The sequence below is a fragment of the Citrobacter amalonaticus genome, from assembly GCF_001559075.2.
Classification (GTDB): Bacteria; Pseudomonadota; Gammaproteobacteria; order Enterobacterales; family Enterobacteriaceae; genus Citrobacter_A; species Citrobacter_A amalonaticus_F.
Genome location: NZ_CP014015.2, coordinates 1618007 through 1637420 on the forward strand (window position 1 = coordinate 1618007; position 19414 = coordinate 1637420).

Below are 19414 nucleotides of genomic sequence, written 5' to 3' on the forward strand. Positions count from 1 at the left end.
CCCATTTTTATTGGCGCTAAATATGACTGAACAACAACAAATTAGCCGCTCCCAGGCCTGGCTGGAAAGTTTACGACCCAAGACCCTACCGCTCGCCTTCGCGGCGATCATCGTCGGTACGGCCCTGGCATGGTGGCAGGGATACTTTGATCCGCTGGTCGCCCTGCTGGCGCTCATTACGGCAGGGCTTCTGCAAATCCTGTCAAACCTCGCCAACGACTATGGTGATGCCGTTAAGGGCAGCGATAAGCCGGATCGTATTGGGCCGCTGCGTGGGATGCAAAAAGGGGTAATCACTCAACAGGAGATGAAGCGCGCGCTGATCATCACCGTCGTGCTCATTTGCTTGTCCGGTCTGTCGCTGGTTGCGGTGGCGTGCCGCACACCGGCGGATTTTGTCGGTTTCCTGGTGCTCGGCGTGCTGTCGATCATTGCCGCTATCACCTATACCGTGGGCAATCGTCCTTATGGCTATATCGGTCTGGGCGATATTTCCGTGCTGGTCTTCTTTGGCTGGCTGAGCGTGATGGGCAGTTGGTATCTGCAGGCGCATACACTGATCCCGGCGTTAATCCTTCCGGCTACCGCCTGCGGTCTGCTGGCCACCGCCGTGCTTAACATCAATAATCTGCGCGATATCAACAGCGACCGGGAAAACGGCAAGAACACGCTGGTTGTCCGCCTCGGCGCCGTAAATGCCCGTCGTTACCACGCTTGCTTACTGATAGGAACGCTGGTCTGCCTGGCGCTGTTTAACCTGCTTTCGCTGCAAAGTCCGTGGGGTTGGCTATTCCTGCTGGCCGCGCCAGTGCTGGTAAAACAGGCGCGTTACGTGATGCGCCAGATGGAACCGGCAGCGATGCGCCCAATGCTTGAACGTACAGTAAAAGCCGCGTTGCTGACTAACCTACTGTTTGTCGTCGGGATTTTCTTAAGTCAGTGGGCAAGATAACTGACAAATATCAATTAACAATTGATGATTTTGCCAACAGTACGCTTAGCGCGATATACTAAAAATTCTCGCAGCAACTGAACGTTAAGCCTATGAAATACGATACTTCCGAGCTTTGTGACATCTATCAAGAAGATGTCAACGTCGTGGAACCCCTGTTCTCTAACTTTGGAGGACGGTCGTCGTTTGGCGGACAAATCGTCACAGTGAAATGTTTCGAGGACAACGGGTTGCTGTACGATCTGCTCGAACAAAATGGCCGTGGTCGCATTCTGCTGGTCGACGGCGGCGGTTCTGTCCGTCGTGCGCTGGTCGACGCCGAACTGGCGCGTCTGGCTGTGCAAAATGAATGGGAAGGCCTGGTCATCTACGGCGCGGTGCGTCAGGTAGACGATCTGGAAGAGCTGGACATCGGCATTCAGGCGATTGCCGCGATTCCGGTAGGTGCAGCAGGTGAAGGGATTGGGGAAAGCGATGTGCGCGTCAATTTCGGCGGCGTGACGTTCTTCTCCGGCGACCATCTGTACGCCGATAACACCGGAATCATTCTCTCCGAAGACCCGCTTGATATCGAGTGATCAAAAAAGGCACCGCAAGGTGCCTTTTTTATGCGCGGTGTCATCTGAGACAATGCCGGAAGGCGGCGCAAGCGCCTTATCCGGCCTACAAGCGACTTGCTCAGGAATCCTCTAAAGATTTCGCGTTAGGGCAAGGCGGCAAGCGGATGAATCCCCAGGAGCATAGATAACTATGTGACTGGGGTGAATACGCGCAGCCAACGCCGCCATAATGTGAAAGATGACGAGGATTAGACTTCTTCCATGCGGCCCAGCAGCGCCTGTAGACGATCCTGCCAGCCATTCTGCTGTTCTCTCAGAGACTGATTTTCGCGCTCGAGCTCTTCGCGGCTGTGCTGTGCAGATTGCACTTCCTGCGCCAGAGAGCTGTTCTTCTCTTTCAGTTCTTCAATTTCCATCTGCAACAAGGTGATGGTATCAATCGCCTGCTGTACTTTTGCTTCCAGTTTCTCAAACACTTCTAAAGACATGGTCATACTCTCCTGAATTGCAAGGCGACGCTTCACGTGAACGCGCACAATATATAGTGCCGATTGTATGAAGCCCCGCCCTCCCTGTCCAGCGGCATCCCGCGCTGATTGCGGTTTGCAACACTTTTCAGTCGACTCTTACAGACATCGACGGCCTAACCCTTAAGTGTTAACACTTTGGTTAATGAAATGATTCAGCTCACACTATTTTTGTATAACAAAACGCGCTTTATGGCGCGAAAACGCTCATTTTATTGACGGAGCACACACATTTTAAGTTCGATATTTCTCGTTTGTGCTCGTTAACGATAAATTAACAGTGTGCCTACAGGGCATCGCGGACGTCAGTGACCTCCTCGCATACAATAAACATTAAACTCTTCAGGATCCGATTATGAGTCAAACATCAACCTTAAAAGGCCAGTGCATTGCTGAATTCCTCGGTACCGGGTTGTTGATTTTCTTCGGTGTGGGGTGTGTCGCTGCGCTTAAAGTCGCGGGTGCGTCTTTTGGACAGTGGGAAATCAGCGTCATCTGGGGACTGGGGGTAGCCATGGCTATCTACCTGACCGCAGGTGTGTCTGGCGCACATCTCAACCCGGCAGTCACTATCGCGTTGTGGCTGTTTGCGTGTTTCGACAAGCGCAAAGTTGTTCCTTTTATCCTTTCTCAATTTGCCGGTGCCTTTTGCGCAGCGGCGTTAGTTTACGGGCTTTACTACAATCTTTTCGCCGACTTCGAACAAACGCACCACATTGTACGTGGCAGCATTGAGAGTGTTGATCTGGCCGGCACTTTCTCAACGTATCCCAACCCACATATCAATTTTGTGCAGGCCTTCGCGGTTGAAATGGTGATTACCGCTATCCTGATGGGGCTTATTCTGGCGCTGACTGATGACGGTAACGGTGTACCGCGTGGCCCGCTGGCTCCTTTGTTGATTGGTTTACTGATTGCGGTTATCGGCGCATCCATGGGCCCACTGACCGGGTTTGCGATGAACCCGGCACGTGACATCGGTCCGAAAGCGTTCGCCTGGCTCGCGGGCTGGGGTAATGTCGCCTTCACCGGTGGCAAAGATATTCCTTACTTCCTGGTGCCGCTGTTTGGCCCCATCGTTGGCGCTATTTTGGGCGCTTTCGCCTATCGCAAGCTGATCGGTCGCCATTTGCCGTGCGATACCTGTGCCGTGGAAGAGAAGGAAACCACGACCACTTCACAACAAAAAGCTTCGCTGTAATGTGACTACGGGACAAATAATTATGACTGAGAAAAAATATATCGTTGCGCTCGACCAGGGAACCACCAGCTCCCGCGCCGTCGTGATGGATCATGATGCCAATATCGTAAGCGTCTCACAGCGCGAATTTGAGCAGATCTACCCGAAAGCAGGCTGGGTAGAACACGACCCGATGGAAATCTGGGCAACGCAGAGCTCTACTCTGGTGGAAGTCCTGGCGAAAGCGGACATCAGTTCCGATCAGATTGCAGCTATCGGGATTACTAACCAGCGTGAAACGACCATCGTCTGGGAACGAGAGACCGGTAAACCTATCTATAACGCGATTGTCTGGCAGTGCCGTCGTACCGCGGATATCTGCGAACGCCTGAAGCGCGATGGCATGGAAGAGTACATCCGCAATAACACCGGTCTGGTCATTGACCCGTATTTTTCCGGCACCAAGGTGAAGTGGATCCTCGACCACGTCGAAGGCTCTCGTGAGCGCGCACGTCGCGGCGAACTGTTGTTCGGTACCGTTGACACCTGGCTTATCTGGAAAATGACCCAGGGACGCGTACACGTAACGGATTACACCAACGCCTCACGCACCATGCTGTTCAACATCCACACGCTGGACTGGGACGACAAGATGCTGGATGCGCTGGATATTCCACGCGCCATGCTGCCGGAAGTGCGTCGTTCTTCCGAGGTCTACGGCCAGACCAACATCGGCGGTAAAGGCGGCACGCGTATTCCGATCTCCGGCATCGCCGGTGACCAGCAGGCGGCACTGTTCGGCCAGCTGTGCGTGAAGGAAGGGATGGCGAAAAACACCTACGGTACCGGCTGCTTTATGCTGATGAACACCGGCGAGAAAGCGGTGAAGTCCGAAAACGGCCTGTTGACCACCATCGCCTGCGGCCCGACCGGGGAAGTGAACTATGCGCTGGAAGGCGCCGTGTTTATGGCGGGCGCCTCCATTCAGTGGCTGCGTGATGAAATGAAGCTCATCAGCGACGCCTTCGATTCCGAGTATTTCGCGACCAAAGTGAAGGACACCAACGGCGTGTACGTCGTGCCGGCCTTTACCGGCCTGGGCGCGCCGTACTGGGACCCGTATGCGCGTGGCGCGATCTTCGGTTTGACCCGTGGTGTGAACTCCAACCACATCATCCGTGCAACGCTGGAATCTATCGCTTACCAGACCCGTGACGTACTGGAAGCAATGCAAGCAGACTCCGGCATTCGCCTGCACGCCCTGCGCGTGGACGGCGGCGCGGTCGCCAACAACTTCCTGATGCAGTTCCAGTCTGACATTCTCGGCACGCGCGTTGAGCGTCCGGAAGTGCGTGAAGTAACGGCGTTAGGTGCGGCCTACCTGGCCGGTCTGGCGGTCGGTTTCTGGCAGAACCTTGATGAACTACAGGAGAAAGCGGTCATCGAACGCGAATTCCGTCCTGGCATCGAAACCACCGAGCGTAACTACCGTTACAGCGGCTGGAAGAAAGCGGTCAAACGCGCGCTGGCGTGGGAAGACCACGAAGAGTAATCGTGAATTGCCGGATAACGACGCGAAAGCGTCTTATCCGGCCTACGAATTGTATTACGGGTGCGGGAACAACCCCGCACACTCCCCCTCTGATATCAATAATTCCCTCTTCTCCCCTGTGCTACACTTCGCGCCATTCCTTTCTGCTACGAGTTTGCTATGAGACGAGAACTTGCCATCGAATTTTCCCGCGTAACCGAAGCGGCGGCGCTGGCTGGCTACAAATGGTTAGGACGTGGTGATAAAAACACCGCCGACGGCGCGGCGGTTAACGCCATGCGCATAATGCTAAACCAGGTCAACATTGACGGAACCATCGTGATCGGGGAAGGCGAGATCGACGAAGCGCCGATGCTTTACATCGGTGAGAAAGTCGGTACCGGTCGCGGCGACGCGGTGGATATTGCCGTTGACCCTATTGAAGGCACACGAATGACGGCGATGGGCCAGGCTAACGCGTTGGCCGTTCTGGCCGTTGGTGACAAGGGCTGCTTCCTGAACGCGCCTGACATGTACATGGAAAAGTTGATTGTCGGACCAGGCGCAAAAGGCAGCATCGATCTCAATCTGCCGCTGGAAGAAAACCTGCGCAATATCGCCGACGCGTTGGGCAAACCGCTGAGCGAACTGACGGTGACGATTCTGGCGAAACCGCGCCATGATGACGTGATCGCAAAGATGGCGACGCTTGGCGTACGCGTATTCGCGATTCCTGATGGCGACGTTGCCGCGTCCATCCTGACCTGTATGCCGGACAGCGAAGTGGATGTGCTGTACGGGATTGGCGGTGCGCCGGAAGGCGTGGTGTCCGCTGCGGTAATCCGCGCGCTGGATGGCGACATGCAGGGCCGCCTGCTGGCACGTCATGATGTCAAAGGCGACAGCGAAGAGAACCGTCGCATCGGCGAACAGGAGCTCGCACGCTGTCAGGCAATGGGCATCGAGGCCGGTAAAGCGCTGCGTCTGGATGAAATGGCGCGCAGCGACAATGTCATCTTCTCCGCAACCGGCATCACTAAAGGCGATCTGCTGGAAGGGATCAGCCGTAAAGGTAATATCGCGACCACCGAAACGCTGCTAATCCGCGGTAAGTCACGCACCATCCGCCGCATTCAGTCGATTCACTACCTCGATCGCAAAGACCCGGACGTGCAGGCGCACATCCTGTAATTGATTTGTTCGTTCGAGCCTTCCAGCCCCTCCGGGCTGGAAATCTTTCCGCCAACGAACGAAGATAAGGGAACGAGACCAGTACAGGAGAAAACCATGGCAGATTGGGTAACAGGCAAAGTCACAAAGGTACAGAACTGGACCGATGCCCTGTTTAGTCTGACCGTTCACGCCCCCGTTCATCCCTTCACCGCAGGTCAATTTACCAAGCTCGGTCTTGAGATTGACGGCGAGCGCGTTCAGCGCGCTTACTCGTATGTGAATGCCCCTGATAATCCCGATCTGGAGTTTTACCTGGTTACCGTGCCTGACGGTAAGCTAAGCCCACGTCTGGCGGCACTCAAGCCCGGCGATGAAGTACAGGTGGTGAGCGAAGCCGCTGGCTTCTTTGTGCTCGACGAAGTACCGGATTGTGACACGCTGTGGATGCTGGCAACCGGCACCGCCATCGGTCCCTATTTATCGATTCTGCAACTGGGTAAAGATCTCGAACGTTTCAAAAATCTGGTGCTGGTCCATGCTGCACGCTACGCCGCCGATTTAAGCTACCTGCCGCTGATGCAGGCGCTGCAAAAGCGCTACGAAGGCAAACTGCGGATCCAGACGGTGGTGAGCCGGGAGACCGTCGCAGGTTCACTGACCGGCCGCGTTCCGGCACTGATTGAAAGTGGCGAACTGGAAAAAGCGGTAGGCTTACCGATGGATAAAGAAACCAGCCATGTGATGCTGTGTGGAAATCCGCAAATGGTTCGCGACACGCAGCAGTTGCTGAAAGAGACCCGGCAGATGACCAAACATTTGCGCCGCCGGCCTGGTCATATGACCGCAGAACACTACTGGTAATACGGTGTCGGATGAATGTTCTGCCTTAACCGGCCTACCGTAGGCCGGGCAAGCGAAGCGCATCCGGCGTGCGATTCAGGGCGCTGATTTAAACGCGACATCCTGCGTGTCTTTACCGTATTTATTTTCGCCCTGGGTACCAACAAACGCCCCCAGGTCGATAAGGGTCATGATGAGGATCAGCGTCGGTACAAAGCGTCCGACTACCCATTGCCACATTCCCGGCAAAATCGCCCAGTTGCCGGCTAACAGCATCCAGGCAAGAATAATCAATAATGCCCACAGCCCCGAACGCCCACGATCGTGCAGACGTTTCACCGTAACCGCCGCCGTCGGCCAGAGCAGACACACCAGGGCAAAGGGAGCAATCTGATCGGGGAGTAATTTTTGACTCTCAAGCGAAAACAGAACCACCATGCTGACAATCCACAGCGCAATCCAGATCCAGAAATCACGGCGTCCAATACGCCCTTTAAATGAGAATAACCACTGCTGTAGGGTCATGTCTGTTCCTTTAAAATGACTATCTTCGACAGTTTACCCTTTTGACAAGCCAGACGGTTATCGTTTTAATCGTGAACAGTCATAACGAAAGGTAAGATTGATGAAGCCAGGATGTTCACTGTTTTTATTATTGTTTTCTGCGATGCTCTCCAGCCCTCCGACGCTGGCGGCTGAGCCATTGGCGGCCACCACCGCGCCGTATTTACTCGCTGGCGCTCCCACGTTTGACCTTTCCATCAGCCAGTTTCGCGAAAACTTTAATACGCAAAATCCGAAGCTTACCTTAAATGAATTCCGCGCCATCGACAGTAGTCGCGACAAAGCCAATCTCACCCGTGCGGCCAGCAAAATTAATGAAAACCTGTACGCCTCGACCGCTCTTGAGCGCGGAACGCTGAAGATCAAGAGCATGCAGATAACCTGGCTGCCGATTCAGGGGCCAGAACAGAAAGCGGCGAAAGCCAAAGCGCTGGAATATATGGCGGCAGTGATCCGCACGGTCGCCCCCTTGCTGACCAAAGAGCAGAGCCAGAAAAAGCTGCAAAAGCTGCTTACGTCGGGGAAAAATAAGCGCTATTACGCGGAGACCGAAGGCGCAATTCGCTATGTTGTCGCAGATAACGGCGAAAAGGGGCTGACCTTCGCGGTTGAACCGATTAAGCTGGCGTTATCTGAAAACCTGGACGGGTCCAATTGATGATAAAAAGCAAAGCCTTTCCGGGGAGTGATCTCTATACTGTTTCACAGACCATGCTGCCCTGAGGGGCGGCCATCTTCCTTAATTCGCTGACAAAGCGTGGAGAATAGAAATGCGACATCCTTTAGTGATGGGTAACTGGAAACTGAACGGCAGCCGCCACATGGTAAACGAACTGGTTGCTAACCTGCGTACAGAGCTGGCTGGCGTCGCTGGCTGTGCGGTAGCGATCGCGCCGCCGGAAATGTATATCGATCTGGCAAAACACGCTGCGGCCGGTAGCCACATCCTCCTGGGCGCACAGAACGTTGACCTGAACCTGTCCGGCGCATTTACCGGTGAAACAAGCGCTGAAATGCTGAAAGACATCGGCGCACAGTACATCATCATTGGCCACTCTGAGCGTCGTACTTACCACAAAGAGTCTGACGAACTGATCGCGAAAAAATTCGCCGTGCTGAAAGAGCAGGGTCTGACTCCGGTTCTATGCATCGGTGAAACCGAAGCTGAAAACGAAGCGGGCAAAACAGAAGAAGTGTGCGCGCGTCAGATCGACGCCGTGCTGAAAACTCAGGGTGCTGCGGCATTCGAAGGCGTGGTTATCGCTTACGAACCGGTTTGGGCAATCGGCACCGGCAAATCCGCAACGCCAGCGCAGGCACAGGCTGTTCACAAATTTATCCGTGACCACATTGCCAAAGCGGACGCGAAAATTGCTGAGCAGGTCATCATCCAGTACGGCGGTTCCGTAAACGCAGCCAATGCGGCAGAACTGTTCACTCAGCCGGACATCGACGGCGCGCTGGTTGGCGGTGCTTCTCTGAAAGCTGACGCTTTCGCTGTGATCGTCAAAGCAGCTGAAGCGGCAAAACAGGCTTAAGTTGTGCAGTCGGGGGAACCTCTCCCCCGACTGATCCCCGTATTACCAGTATCCCAGCCAGCGCCACCAGAAAGCCCCGGTCACCGCCCAGATAGTCAGGTTCACCACACTCATCACCAGCCCCGTCTTCCACCATTCCGCCAGCGTGGCGTAGCCAGAGCCAAAAATAATCGGCGCAGTGCCCGTACCATAGTGGGTGAGCGACATCATCAATGAGGAAGAGAAACCGAGCATCAGCCCCAGCAGGGCCGGTGGCGCGCCCAGACCTAACCCCGCGATGAAGAAGGCGGAGAACATGGCCGTGATATGCGCCGTGGTGCTGGCGAAAAAGTAGTGAGAATAGACGTAAAGCAGGATCAACAGCAGTGTCGCAATACTCCAGTGGACGCCAAGATGATTGATTGCCGTCCCCACACTGGTCGCCAGCCAGCCGACCAGTCCCAGTTTGCTGAGGAAATCCGCCATCATCACCAGCGCGGCAAACCAGACAATGGTATCCCAGGCGCCGCGGCACTTAAGGATATCCTCCCAGTGTAATACCCCCGTCACCAACAGAATCGATAAGCCGATCAGCGCCGCGCTGGTGGGGTTAACGGTCCAGCCGCTGCCCATGATCATCGCGGGAACGCCAGCCCACAGGCAGAGCAGCAAAATGAACACCGCCAGCGTGATTTTTTCCGCCAGCGACAGCGGGCCGAGAAGATCCAGCTTTTGCCGGGCGAACTGCGGCGCATTGGGCGTGCGGGTAATGGCAGGTGGATAGAGCCACCAGATGACGATGGGCATCACCAGCAGCGAGACTACCGCCGGAAGAAGTGCCGCAATGGCCCACATCCCCCAGGTCATGTTCAATACCCCATCCGTCCCCTGAGTCAAAAAGGTGACAATGAGAGGGTTAGGCGCCGTTGCGGTGATGAACATCGCCGAACTGATCGGATTAATGTTGTAATTCACCAGCGCCAGATAGCGCCCCGTTGAGCCATTTTCACTATTACCAGGCTGCGACCCAAGGCTGTCGGCGATGGCGCGCATCACCGGGTGGATAATGCCGCCGCCGCGCGCCGTGTTACTTGGGGTGACGGGGGCAATCAGCGTTTCCGCGAGGGTTAATGCCCATGCGATACCTAAGGTTCGCTTACCAAACAACGCAATAAATCCGTATCCAATACGCGCCCCGAGTCCTGTTTTCAGCAAGCTTTGCGACAGCATGATCGATAAACCGATCAGCCAGATCAGTTGGTTGGAAAAGCCGCTCAGCGCATCGTTAAGCGCTGCCGCAGGCTTACCGGGATTCGTCACGCCGGTCATCGCCACCAGCATGATCGCCACAACAGCAATCGCCCCGATGGGCATCGCTTTACCAATAATGGCCGCAATCGTGCCGATAAACAGCGCCAGCAGATGCCACGCCTGTGGCGTCACGTCCGCCGGACAAGGGATGATAAACCAGATGGTCAGTGTGATAACAATCGAGATGATGGCGGGCCAACCGCGAATGGGGGTCAATCTATCCATGGATCAATCCTTGAGTATCCTGCGCATAAGTATGCGTTTCAGTATTAACCGTCATTCGTGCAGGTAAAACTCACCACCCTCTCACAAAACTAAAATAATCAGGCAATTAACACTACAATTTTCCTAATATATTAAACCATGCATAGTCCAGTGGCAGCAGGACCAGATAAGTCGTCACCGCCAGCACCAGACACAGTAGCATCCCGGCTCTCGCCGGCACCCTGCCCAACGCCATCGCCACCACAATAGGCGATGCCTGATACGGCAGCAGCGGCGTTGAATAGCCGAGCACCTGAATCATAATCACCGACAGCAGCGGAAACTGCGTGGCCTCAGAAAAGCTCTGCGCCAGGGTGGTATACAGCGCCGGAACGCCGTTGGCGGTCATAATGAAGTTAAGCGCGGTGGTGATGCCGGTCAGGGCGAGGAAACTGGTGAACGGTTTCTCCGGATCCAGCGGCATCACATGCAGCAGCGCTTCACCGACCGCACTGCCAATACCGGTTTGCGTCACAACGCTCGCCAGGCCAAGAATACCGGCAACATAAATGCAGGTACGGATGTTTACTCCCGTGGAAAACTCCTCTCCATTGATGAACCCGACGCGCGGTAACAGGGTGATGACCGCTGCCGCCAGTCCGGTCCACGCCGGGCCAATGCCATGCCAGCTTTCGCTGACCCACATCACCAGCACGACTGCCAACATCCAGGCCAGCCGTTTTTCGTCGCGGCTCATCGGCTCCGGTGGTGAGAATTCACGGGGCGCATGGGGTTTTCCGGGAAACAGCCAGCAGATCAGCGCAATCAACAGCCCGCCTTTCAGCCAGCCTAATACCGGCGTATGCAGCAGCAGGTAAGGCAGATAGTTGAGGTGGATGCCGTACGACCCCTCCGCCGCCCCGCTCATCACGAGATTCGGCACGTTGGCGGGCAGAATGGTGGCGGAAAGCTGAAAAGTGCCAAAACCCACAGCAAGCGCCAGTCCATACCACGCACGAGTGCCATCGAGGATCCCGGCACGCTTCGCCATCGCCGCAACGACGGGCATCAGCAGTGCGATACGCCCCATATTGGAGGGCATCACAAACGCCAGCGCATAGCTCAGCAGCACCACGCTTGAGACCATCAGCGGCCAGGATTCCGTCAGCCGTGATGACAGCGCTCTAGCCGCCCTGTCCGCCAGTCCGGTTTTGCGGATCGCCACGCCCAGCACAAAGCCGCTGAATACCAGCCAGAACGCCGAGGAGGCAAAGCCGCCAAAGATGACATCCGGTGGAGCGATTTTCGCCACCATCGCTACCGTGAAGAACAGCAGCGCGGTGATAAATTCCGGCAATAGCGAGGTTGCCCAGAGCAGGATGGTGACAATCACCACCAGCGAGGGCAGAAACAGAGGGTGTGAAAACCAGAGCGACATGCCTGTCTCCTGTTGTTTTTTTCAACAAGAATACGGGGGCATCCCCCTTCTGTAAACGCGCGTCTCCCCCTAAAAAAGCAGAGGGTTAGTGATAATGGATTTCGCCGAAGTAGTCAGACAGCACATAGTAGCGGCAATACTCAAAGGGATGCGCTTCCCCCGCCATAAACGTCTGGCGCGCCACAGAAAGAAGCGGTTTGTTCTCAGCGATCTGCAACTTCTCACAAAGATCGGGACCGGGCAAAATGGCATCGACCTTTTCGATCGCCGAATCGCTTTTCACATTCAACAGGTGATAAAGCGAGGTATGGGCCAGTTCATCGGCCGTCAGCGTGAGGCCCGGAAAAAAGGAGAGATCGAGATAAATTTTCTCGTGGTTAAACGGGCGCTCGTTCAGGTATCGCACCCGAGAAATATAGAGATAGTGATGATGGGCCGGCAGGCTTAAACCATCTTCCTGCGCATCACGCGCCCGGCGTGTGGCGATCTCCAGAATGCGGTTCTCAACCGCCACGCTGGCATCACGCAGGTCGCTGGTGATCCCGCGAAAGGTATGACCATAGCTGACGCCTTCCGGCACCGCGCTCACCACAGAACCACTTCCGCGCTGAGAGGTGATCACACCGGCGTTGATCAACTCACTCCACGCCTGTTTCACGACGATCAGCGACACATTATAGGTTTGCGCGATCGCTTTTTGCGTTGGCAACTGACTCCCCAGCGGCAGAGTGCCGTTCTGGATCTGCTGGCAGATGATATAAAACAACTGCTTATACAGCGGAGTGAAACTCGTTTTATCAACCTGCAAGCCATTTACCTCGAAAGTCTGCCAGTCGGGGACGGTTGTCGCCGCCCCCGCAGGGCAGCGCGCTACCCTTTAATCTGTCTGGCGAGTTCAGCCAAATCGAAATGATTCATACGATTAACGGTAGTTAAATAGTCGGCAGGAAAAGCATCAGCACCGTGCCAGGCGCCGGAGAGTGCCCCAACCATGGTGGCGACGGTATCGGTGTCATTGCCGATATTAACGGCGGAAATGATAGCATCAACGGCCGAATCCGGACAACACGCGAACAGACCAAACGCTGCCGGAACCGCCTCGCTGACGTGCAGCCCGGACCCGATGATATCGGCAATCTCGACAATCGCCGTCTCCCAGTGGGCGTGCCGCTTGCCGATCGCCACCGCCAGTTCAATACGACGCGCCACCGACGGCCCGGCAACCATCATCGCACCCTGTTCTGCCGCCAGCGCATAGCCCCGGTCAGCGCCGTAAATCCCGGCCGCAATGATGCTTTCCGCACTCGCGACAGACTGTAGCGCCTCGCTGGTTGCCGCCGCCATCGCCGCTGCACCAGACATCGCCAGTACGTTATTGTGGGTAAAGCGGCAGATATCCAGCGCAGTCTGAATCGCTTTTTCTATGTCGCCAGGATGCAATACAGCGGCAGGCCAAATCTTCATTGCCGCGCCGTTGGTGGCTTCCGCATTCCCCTTATTGATAATCTGTACCGACTGCTTCTCGCCTTCCAGTTCCCCCTGCAGGGATACGCGATTATCGTTAAAGATGGCTTTCATCGCGGCCCGGGTGGTTGGCCCGGTAAAATTGGCGTAGTACGGATAGGCCAGCCAGCGCTGGAAGGCTTCACGCATTGCCTCATCACTCACCTGACGATGGTGCTGTAGCAGGGCGTCCATGATGTACTTCGCCTGAATAAAGTCATCGGTACACATTCCGGCTTCATTACAGCGACCAAACGTATCGGCGGGCGGTTTCTCAAAACCGGTTACCCAGCCACCGAAGTATTCGCGAATTTGTTGCTGAGTACGCACTTCGGTCGCCGCGCCCATCGCGTCCGCCGCAGCGGCACCAATCAGGCAGCCCAGTATTTTGTTAATTTCAACGTGCATGAATGACTCCTTAACGGTTTAGCATATTTGTTCCAGTGGATGGCTGGCGCGAAAAGCCGCGAGCTGTTCAGGGTAAGGCAGCGCGGTCATCGCCCCTTTTGCCGTGACCACCATCGCGCCGCAGGCGTTGGCGGTACCGATCGCCTGCGCCAGCAAGTGACTGTCCCAGGAAGCGGCCTGTGAAAGGGTATAAAGCAGCCCGCCGACAAACGCATCGCCCGCTCCGGTGGTGTCCACCACGGAAATTTTTGCGGCCGGAAACGCGCATTCGCCCTCTGGCGTCACCAGGTACGCCCCTGCATCGCCCAGTGAGATAACGGTGGTTTCACAGCCAAGTTCACGCATCAGATAGCGTGCGTCCTGCCAGCGTTCGACCTTACCCAGCCAACACAGCTCATCCGCAGAGACCTTGCAAATAGAGGCCAGCGCAATAGATTGTGCGAGTAAGGGGGCGATTTCATGGGTATCCCGCCACATGCTGACGCGCAGGTTGACGTCGAACATGACGTGTCCTCCCGCCGCCTTCATGCGTCTGGCGCCTTCCAGACACGCCTCACGCGCCGGACTGTCGGTCAGGCCAATCGAGCTGAAGTAAAACCACTCGTTGGCGCTGAAGGTCGGTAAATCCTGCACCGAGACAAAAGTGTCCGCGCCGGGATGTACCAGATAGGTAAAACTGCGTTCGCCTTCTGGCGTCAGATTGACGATCAGTACCGCGCTGGTTTGCTGTGGGTCGAGGCGCAATGAACCCACGCCTACCCCGTTTTCCGCCAGCGTCTGGCGGAGGAAACGTCCGGCGTCATCCTCCCCAAGACAGCCGATAAATTCACAGTCGCCACCCAGTCGCGCGATGCAAACGGCGACGTTAGCCGATGCGCCACCCGGACATTTCAGGTAGGTGTCCGCGCCTTCCGGCACCAGATCCACGGACGCATCGCCAATCACCCAGACTTTTTTGAGATGACTCATCTGCTCCTCCTCACGCCTGACGCTGCGCCAGTTCACTCTGGATATCGCGGTAATAATCGTTGTTGATCAGATACTTTTTCATCACCACGCCAACCACCAGATGGAAGATGGCAGGGATGAGCGTCATCATCAGCGCAATACCGGTCAGCGAGCTTGCACTCTGCTGGACATCCGCCTGGTAGCCGAAGTGGCTCAGCAGGAAGCCAAGGACGCCGCCGGCAATCCCCATCCCGAATTTCTGAAAGAACAGAATGCCGCCGAAAGCCAGTCCGGAAACGCGCAGCCCGGTTTTCTTCTCGCCGTAATCGACCGCCTCCGCGATGGAAGACCAGAACACCGGCATTTGCATGTCGCAGAAGAAGTTGATGAGAAAGTAAAAGACAAAGGCGAGGATCAGGTTCTGCTGTCCGACGCAGAGATACATGCCGATACTCAGCGCGAAAGTCATCAGTTGGGTGTAGCGGAACATTTTTATTTTGTCCCAGAACTTAGTCACCCACGTGGTCGCAATCATCGCCAGAATAGACGCCACGACGCCGACGGTCAGGAACGGTGAAATCAGGCTGTCACCGCCATTCAGATAATATTTGGCGTAATAGGCGGCGACCGAACCGCGGATCACGTAGCCGCACATCAGCAACATAATCACCACGCCCAGAATCAGCCACTGGTCGTTACGCAGCAGATTCGCGAACTGCTGTTTGACTGACAGTGACGGCAACTCAGGCTCGCTGCGTTCGCGGGTGGTCATAAAGCAGAAGATAAACAGCACAGCGCCCATCGCCCCCATCAGGCCCATAGAGAGCTGATAACCCAGCGCTTTATTGCCCTGTCCCAGCCAGACCGCCAGCATGGGAACCACAATCGTCACCAGAAACGCGGCGATTTTGGTCATCACAAAACGATACCCGTTGGCGCTCAGACGCTCGCCCGGATCGTCCGTGATGACGCCAATCAGAGAGATGTAAGGGATGGTGATCGCGGTATAGACCAGCGTCATCAGGATGTAAGTGAAATAGGCCCACGCCAGCTTCGCCGTATACGCCATATCCGGCGTGATAAACATCAGATAGACGGCAAAGCCAAATGGAATGGCAAACCATAACAACCATGGACGATAGCGTCCCCAGCGGGTCGACACTTTGTCGGTCAGCATTCCCATTGCCGGATCGATAATGGCATCGATCATCCGCACAACCACCAGCAGCACCCCCACATCTGCTGCCCGTAAACCGTAAATATCCGTGTAGAAATATGCCAGCAGTAGCTGCATGGCAATAATCACTACGTTGATCGCCATATCCCCGGCGCCGAAACCTATTTTTTCCACGATAGACAATTTCATATCGGTATTCCTTTTGCGCCGTTCAGCGCAAGAATGTCGAAAAAAGGATGACGTAACTACGTGAAATAAAAGCTTTTATGATTAACGCATGACCCAGAAAACCAGGATCAGGTGTTATGAGGGAGTGTAATGGAATCATAAAAGATATAAAGGTATACCTTTATATCTTTTGATCGAATTCACATTATTTTAACCAACGATACATCTTCGCTGGCCTGAAGTGGGAGATTGTGCAAAAAAACACCGACAACCGTCGGCATGGCGATCAGGGCTGAGTCAGGAGCTTACAGTCGTGATCCTGAATTTCTTCCGCCGAGGCCCGGTTAAACGCCAGCATGTTGCGCTGCGTCGCCAACAGAACAAAAGCGTCATCGCTTTGACGCGCCAGCGCCAGCGCATAGCTGCCCATTCGCTCGCGCGCTTCCGGCACCTCTTCTGCCAGCATCATAAACGGACTGCGCTGCGCCAGTTCGCTTTCCGTCACGCGACGGGCGAGATATTCATGACCACGCAGTCCGCCCGGCAACGGTAGCCAGCGGGTGCTGATTTTGGCCTGGTTAGCGTCCAGTTGCGCTCTGACATCAGGACGAAGGCAGGAGATATGGATGTGGAAATGGTTTTGCGTCCGTCCGCTGCGCGAATTGATTGCCAGCGAAACAACGCGGTCCGGAATATCCTGGCCATACTTCTGGCTCATGAAATCGCGCGCCTGCCAGGCCAGCCAGAAGAAATTCGGCGTGTATTGTTCCACCAGCAACGGACTCTCGGTGCCGTTAATGCGGTAAGTCGGCATCAACAGATATTGCAGCGGGCCATTGCGATCTTTAAAGACCACATATCCGGCATCGGGCTTCACTTCGGCACATGGCGCAGGGTTTTGATGCTGCAACTGGTTGGGCAGGCATTGCTCAAGGACAATCTTACGTAACGCATCCGGGTTTCCGGCCAGCTTCCAGTAGCCAAAACCTGCCGCTGCGACAATAACGACAACGGCCAGTAGTCCACAGCCTGTTTTTTTCATAACGCGTTCCCTGTATCTCAACGGCCTGCAAGAGTAACGCAAAATGATGACAAATAAAAAAGCCCGGCGGCAAGTGCCCCGGGCCTCTACTGCGCTCCGCGTTTAGCGCTTGCTGATCTGATCGAACGTTCCGCCATTCGAGAAGTGTTCTTTCTGCGCTTTCGTCCAGCCGCCGAACTCCTGATCAATGGTGAAGAGCTTCAGTTTCGGAAACGCATTTTCGTATTTCTTCGCCACATCCACATCACGTGGGCGGTAGTAGTTTTTCGCCGCAATCTCCTGACCTTCCGGTGAGTAGAGATACTTCAGATAGGCTTCTGCCACGGCCTGAGTGCCTTTCTTCTCGGTCACTTTATCCACGACGGAAACCGTCGGTTCAGCCAGAATGGATTCGCTCGGTGTCACGATTTCAAATTTATCTTTGCCCAACTCATTGGTCGCCAGCAGCGCTTCGTTCTCCCAGGCGATCAGTACATCGCCGATGCCACGTTCCACGAAGGTATTGGTCGAACCGCGCGCGCCAGAATCCAGCACTTCGACATTCTTAAACAGTGCCTTCACAAAATCCTGCGCTTTCGCCTGATCGTTGTTGTTGTGGTGCAGTGCATAGCCCCAGGCAGCCAGATAGTTCCAGCGTGCTCCGCCGGAGCTTTTCGGGTTCGGGGTGATCACCGAAACGCCAGGCTTAACCAGATCGTTCCAGTCATGAATTTGCTTCGGGTTACCTTTGCGAACCAGGAACACAATGGTGGAAGTGTAAGGCGCAGAGTTGTCCGGCAAGCGCTTGATCCAGTTTTTATCAATACGGCCGCGCTCGGCAATCGCATCAACATCATAGGCCAGCGCCAGCGTCACCACATCCGCCTCAATGCCGTTAATCACCGAAGTCGCCTGTTTGCCTGACCCGCCGTGCGACTGACGAATCACCACGTTATCGCCCGTTTCTTGCTTCCAGTGCGCGCTAAAGGCTTTGTTGTACTGCTCGTACAGCTCACGTGTTGGATCGTAAGACACGTTCAGTAATTGAATATCCTTTGCCAGAACGCCGCTGGATGCCAGCAGCAAGGTTAACCCCACGCCCCATTTGTTCATCGCCCAACTCTCTTATGTTGTGTTGTGATGAGCAAAGCGTGCCAGAAAGGCATCCAAACATTAAAGAATAAAAAAAGATTGGCTATAACTTGGGGGAATATATGAAAGGCTTATGCCGGATGGTAGCTGGCGCCTTATCCGGCCTACAAGTCTTTGCGATCTGTAGGCCGGATAAGCGTAGAACAGAGAAGAATCAGTACAGTTTCTTCGCGCAATCCAGCCAGTCACCTTTGAACGGACGCTTCATGTTTTCGATAGCATCGATGATGTCATGGTGAACCAGTTTTTCGTTCTGAATACCGACGCAACGACCACCGTGACCTTCCAGCAGCAGTTCAATGGCGTAAGAACCCATACGGGAAGCCAGGATGCGGTCATAAGGCACTGGAGAACCGCCGCGCTGGATGTGACCCAGTACGGTCGAGCGGGTTTCACGGCCCGTCTCTTTCTCAATGTAATGCGCCAGTTCGTCGACATCGCACATGTGCTCAGTGATTGCCACGATAGCGTGTTTCTTACCCTTCGCGATGCCCGCTTTGATTTCAGCGACCAGATCGTCACGGCTGAATTCCACTTCCGGTACCACAACGAACTCACAGCCACCGGCAATCGCCGCCGCCAGCGTCAGGTCGCCACAGTAACGGCCCATCACTTCAACGATAGAGATACGCTGGTGAGAAGACGAGGTGTCGCGCAGACGGTCAATCGCTTCAACCACGGTGCCCAGCGCCGTAAAGTAACCGATGGTGTAGTCAGTGCCTTTGATATCGTTATCGATAGTGCCAGGCAGACCGATGCACGGAAAGCCCATTTCAGTCAGGCGTTTCGCACCCAGGTAAGAACCGTCACCGCCGATCACCACCAGCGCGTCGATTCCACGTTTTTTCAGGTTTTCGATAGCCACGGCGCGGACGTTTTCGTCACGGAACTCCGGGAAGCGAGCGGAACCCAGGAAGGTACCACCGCGGTTAATCATGTCGGACACGCTATAACGGTCAAGTTGCACCATGCGGTCTTCGTACAGACCCAGGTAGCCATCATAAACCCCCATGACTTCCAGTCCTTCCGTCAGTGCTGCACGCACCACACCACGGATTGCTGCGTTCATGCCCGGCGCATCACCGCCGCTTGTCAACACACCGATTTTCTTAATCATGACTACCTCTGAACTTTGGAATGCAAAATGAAGTCTGTTGCCGGAAGTCGATCCTGCATAGCGAGACGATCCAACGAATATGCAAATAGTATAACAATCACTTCCTGCTGAATTGATTCAGGT

The 19414-nt window shown here is 55.1% G+C and carries 19 protein-coding genes; 8 read left to right on the plus strand and 11 right to left on the minus strand.

Annotation, left to right across the window (positions count from 1 at the left end; all coding sequences use genetic code 11):
- The first annotated feature begins 22 nt into the window (after nt 1-22).
- Nucleotides 23-952: a 1,4-dihydroxy-2-naphthoate polyprenyltransferase gene (gene menA, locus AL479_RS07740; protein ID WP_061075666.1), complete on the plus strand. Its 930-nt coding sequence runs from the start codon at nt 23-25 to the stop codon at nt 950-952.
- 92 nt (nt 953-1044) lie between these two features.
- The gene (gene rraA / locus AL479_RS07745) at nt 1045-1530 is read left to right on the plus strand and encodes a ribonuclease E activity regulator RraA (protein WP_042998924.1); all 486 of its coding nucleotides are present in this window, start codon (nt 1045-1047) and stop codon (nt 1528-1530) included.
- A gap of 230 nt (nt 1531-1760) precedes the next feature.
- On the opposite strand, the gene zapB is transcribed toward rraA, so the two are convergent.
- Nucleotides 1761-2006: a septal ring assembly protein ZapB gene (zapB, locus tag AL479_RS07750; protein WP_102602991.1), complete on the minus strand. Its 246-nt coding sequence runs from the start codon at nt 2004-2006 to the stop codon at nt 1761-1763.
- Between the two features lie 388 nt (nt 2007-2394).
- Here zapB and glpF point away from each other — a divergent pair, with 388 nt between their 5' ends.
- From glpF to fpr, 4 genes are all read left to right on the plus strand, one after another.
- Nucleotides 2395-3240 (plus strand): glycerol uptake facilitator protein GlpF, encoded by an 846-nt coding sequence (gene glpF / locus AL479_RS07755; protein WP_042325574.1) that lies wholly within the window; start codon nt 2395-2397, stop codon nt 3238-3240.
- A gap of 22 nt (nt 3241-3262) precedes the next feature.
- Nucleotides 3263-4771, plus strand: coding sequence for a glycerol kinase GlpK (gene glpK, locus AL479_RS07760; protein ID WP_042325572.1), 1509 nt, complete (start codon nt 3263-3265; stop codon nt 4769-4771).
- A 159-nt stretch (nt 4772-4930) separates the two neighbouring features.
- Entirely contained in the window at nt 4931-5941 is a 1011-nt protein-coding gene (gene glpX / locus AL479_RS07765; protein WP_061075667.1) for a class II fructose-bisphosphatase, read from the plus strand.
- 96 nt (nt 5942-6037) lie between these two features.
- The gene (gene fpr / locus AL479_RS07770; RefSeq protein WP_061075668.1) at nt 6038-6784 is read left to right on the plus strand and encodes a ferredoxin--NADP(+) reductase; all 747 of its coding nucleotides are present in this window, start codon (nt 6038-6040) and stop codon (nt 6782-6784) included.
- A gap of 75 nt (nt 6785-6859) precedes the next feature.
- Here fpr and AL479_RS07775 read toward each other — a convergent pair whose 3' ends face one another.
- Complete coding sequence (locus AL479_RS07775; RefSeq protein ID WP_061075669.1) at nt 6860-7288, minus strand: DUF805 domain-containing protein; 429 nt, start codon at nt 7286-7288, stop codon at nt 6860-6862.
- A gap of 100 nt (nt 7289-7388) precedes the next feature.
- On the opposite strand from AL479_RS07775, the gene AL479_RS07780 reads away from it, so the two are divergent.
- A complete protein-coding gene (locus tag AL479_RS07780) occupies nt 7389-7985 on the plus strand; it encodes a YiiQ family protein (protein ID WP_061075670.1) in 597 nt (198 codons plus the stop codon).
- Nucleotides 7986-8097: 112 nt separating this feature from the next.
- Nucleotides 8098-8865 carry a triose-phosphate isomerase gene (gene tpiA / locus AL479_RS07785; protein WP_061075671.1) on the plus strand — a complete coding sequence of 256 codons (768 nt, stop codon included), beginning with the start codon at nt 8098-8100 and terminating at the stop codon, nt 8863-8865.
- 42 nt (nt 8866-8907) lie between these two features.
- Here the strand turns inward: tpiA and AL479_RS07790 are convergent, their stop codons facing one another.
- From AL479_RS07790 to pfkA, 9 genes are all read right to left on the minus strand, one after another.
- Complete coding sequence (locus AL479_RS07790; RefSeq protein ID WP_061075672.1) at nt 8908-10380, minus strand: DASS family sodium-coupled anion symporter; 1473 nt, start codon at nt 10378-10380, stop codon at nt 8908-8910.
- A gap of 112 nt (nt 10381-10492) precedes the next feature.
- Nucleotides 10493-11797: an SLC13 family permease gene (locus AL479_RS07795; RefSeq protein ID WP_061075673.1), complete on the minus strand. Its 1305-nt coding sequence runs from the start codon at nt 11795-11797 to the stop codon at nt 10493-10495.
- Between the two features lie 85 nt (nt 11798-11882).
- Nucleotides 11883-12605, minus strand: coding sequence for a GntR family transcriptional regulator (locus AL479_RS07800; protein ID WP_061075674.1), 723 nt, complete (start codon nt 12603-12605; stop codon nt 11883-11885).
- 62 nt (nt 12606-12667) lie between these two features.
- The gene (locus AL479_RS07805) at nt 12668-13708 is read right to left on the minus strand and encodes an ADP-ribosylglycohydrolase family protein (protein ID WP_044328837.1); all 1041 of its coding nucleotides are present in this window, start codon (nt 13706-13708) and stop codon (nt 12668-12670) included.
- Between the two features lie 18 nt (nt 13709-13726).
- Nucleotides 13727-14677: an aminoimidazole riboside kinase gene (locus tag AL479_RS07810; RefSeq protein WP_061075675.1), complete on the minus strand. Its 951-nt coding sequence runs from the start codon at nt 14675-14677 to the stop codon at nt 13727-13729.
- Between the two features lie 10 nt (nt 14678-14687).
- Nucleotides 14688-16022: an MFS transporter gene (locus AL479_RS07815; protein ID WP_042325550.1), complete on the minus strand. Its 1335-nt coding sequence runs from the start codon at nt 16020-16022 to the stop codon at nt 14688-14690.
- A 265-nt stretch (nt 16023-16287) separates the two neighbouring features.
- The gene (locus AL479_RS07820; RefSeq protein ID WP_061075676.1) at nt 16288-17043 is read right to left on the minus strand and encodes a CDP-diacylglycerol diphosphatase; all 756 of its coding nucleotides are present in this window, start codon (nt 17041-17043) and stop codon (nt 16288-16290) included.
- A 102-nt stretch (nt 17044-17145) separates the two neighbouring features.
- Nucleotides 17146-18135, minus strand: coding sequence for a sulfate/thiosulfate ABC transporter substrate-binding protein Sbp (gene sbp, locus AL479_RS07825; protein ID WP_061075677.1), 990 nt, complete (start codon nt 18133-18135; stop codon nt 17146-17148).
- Nucleotides 18136-18328: 193 nt separating this feature from the next.
- Nucleotides 18329-19291 (minus strand): 6-phosphofructokinase, encoded by a 963-nt coding sequence (pfkA, locus tag AL479_RS07830; RefSeq protein ID WP_061075678.1) that lies wholly within the window; start codon nt 19289-19291, stop codon nt 18329-18331.
- Nucleotides 19292-19414: the final 123 nt, after the last annotated feature.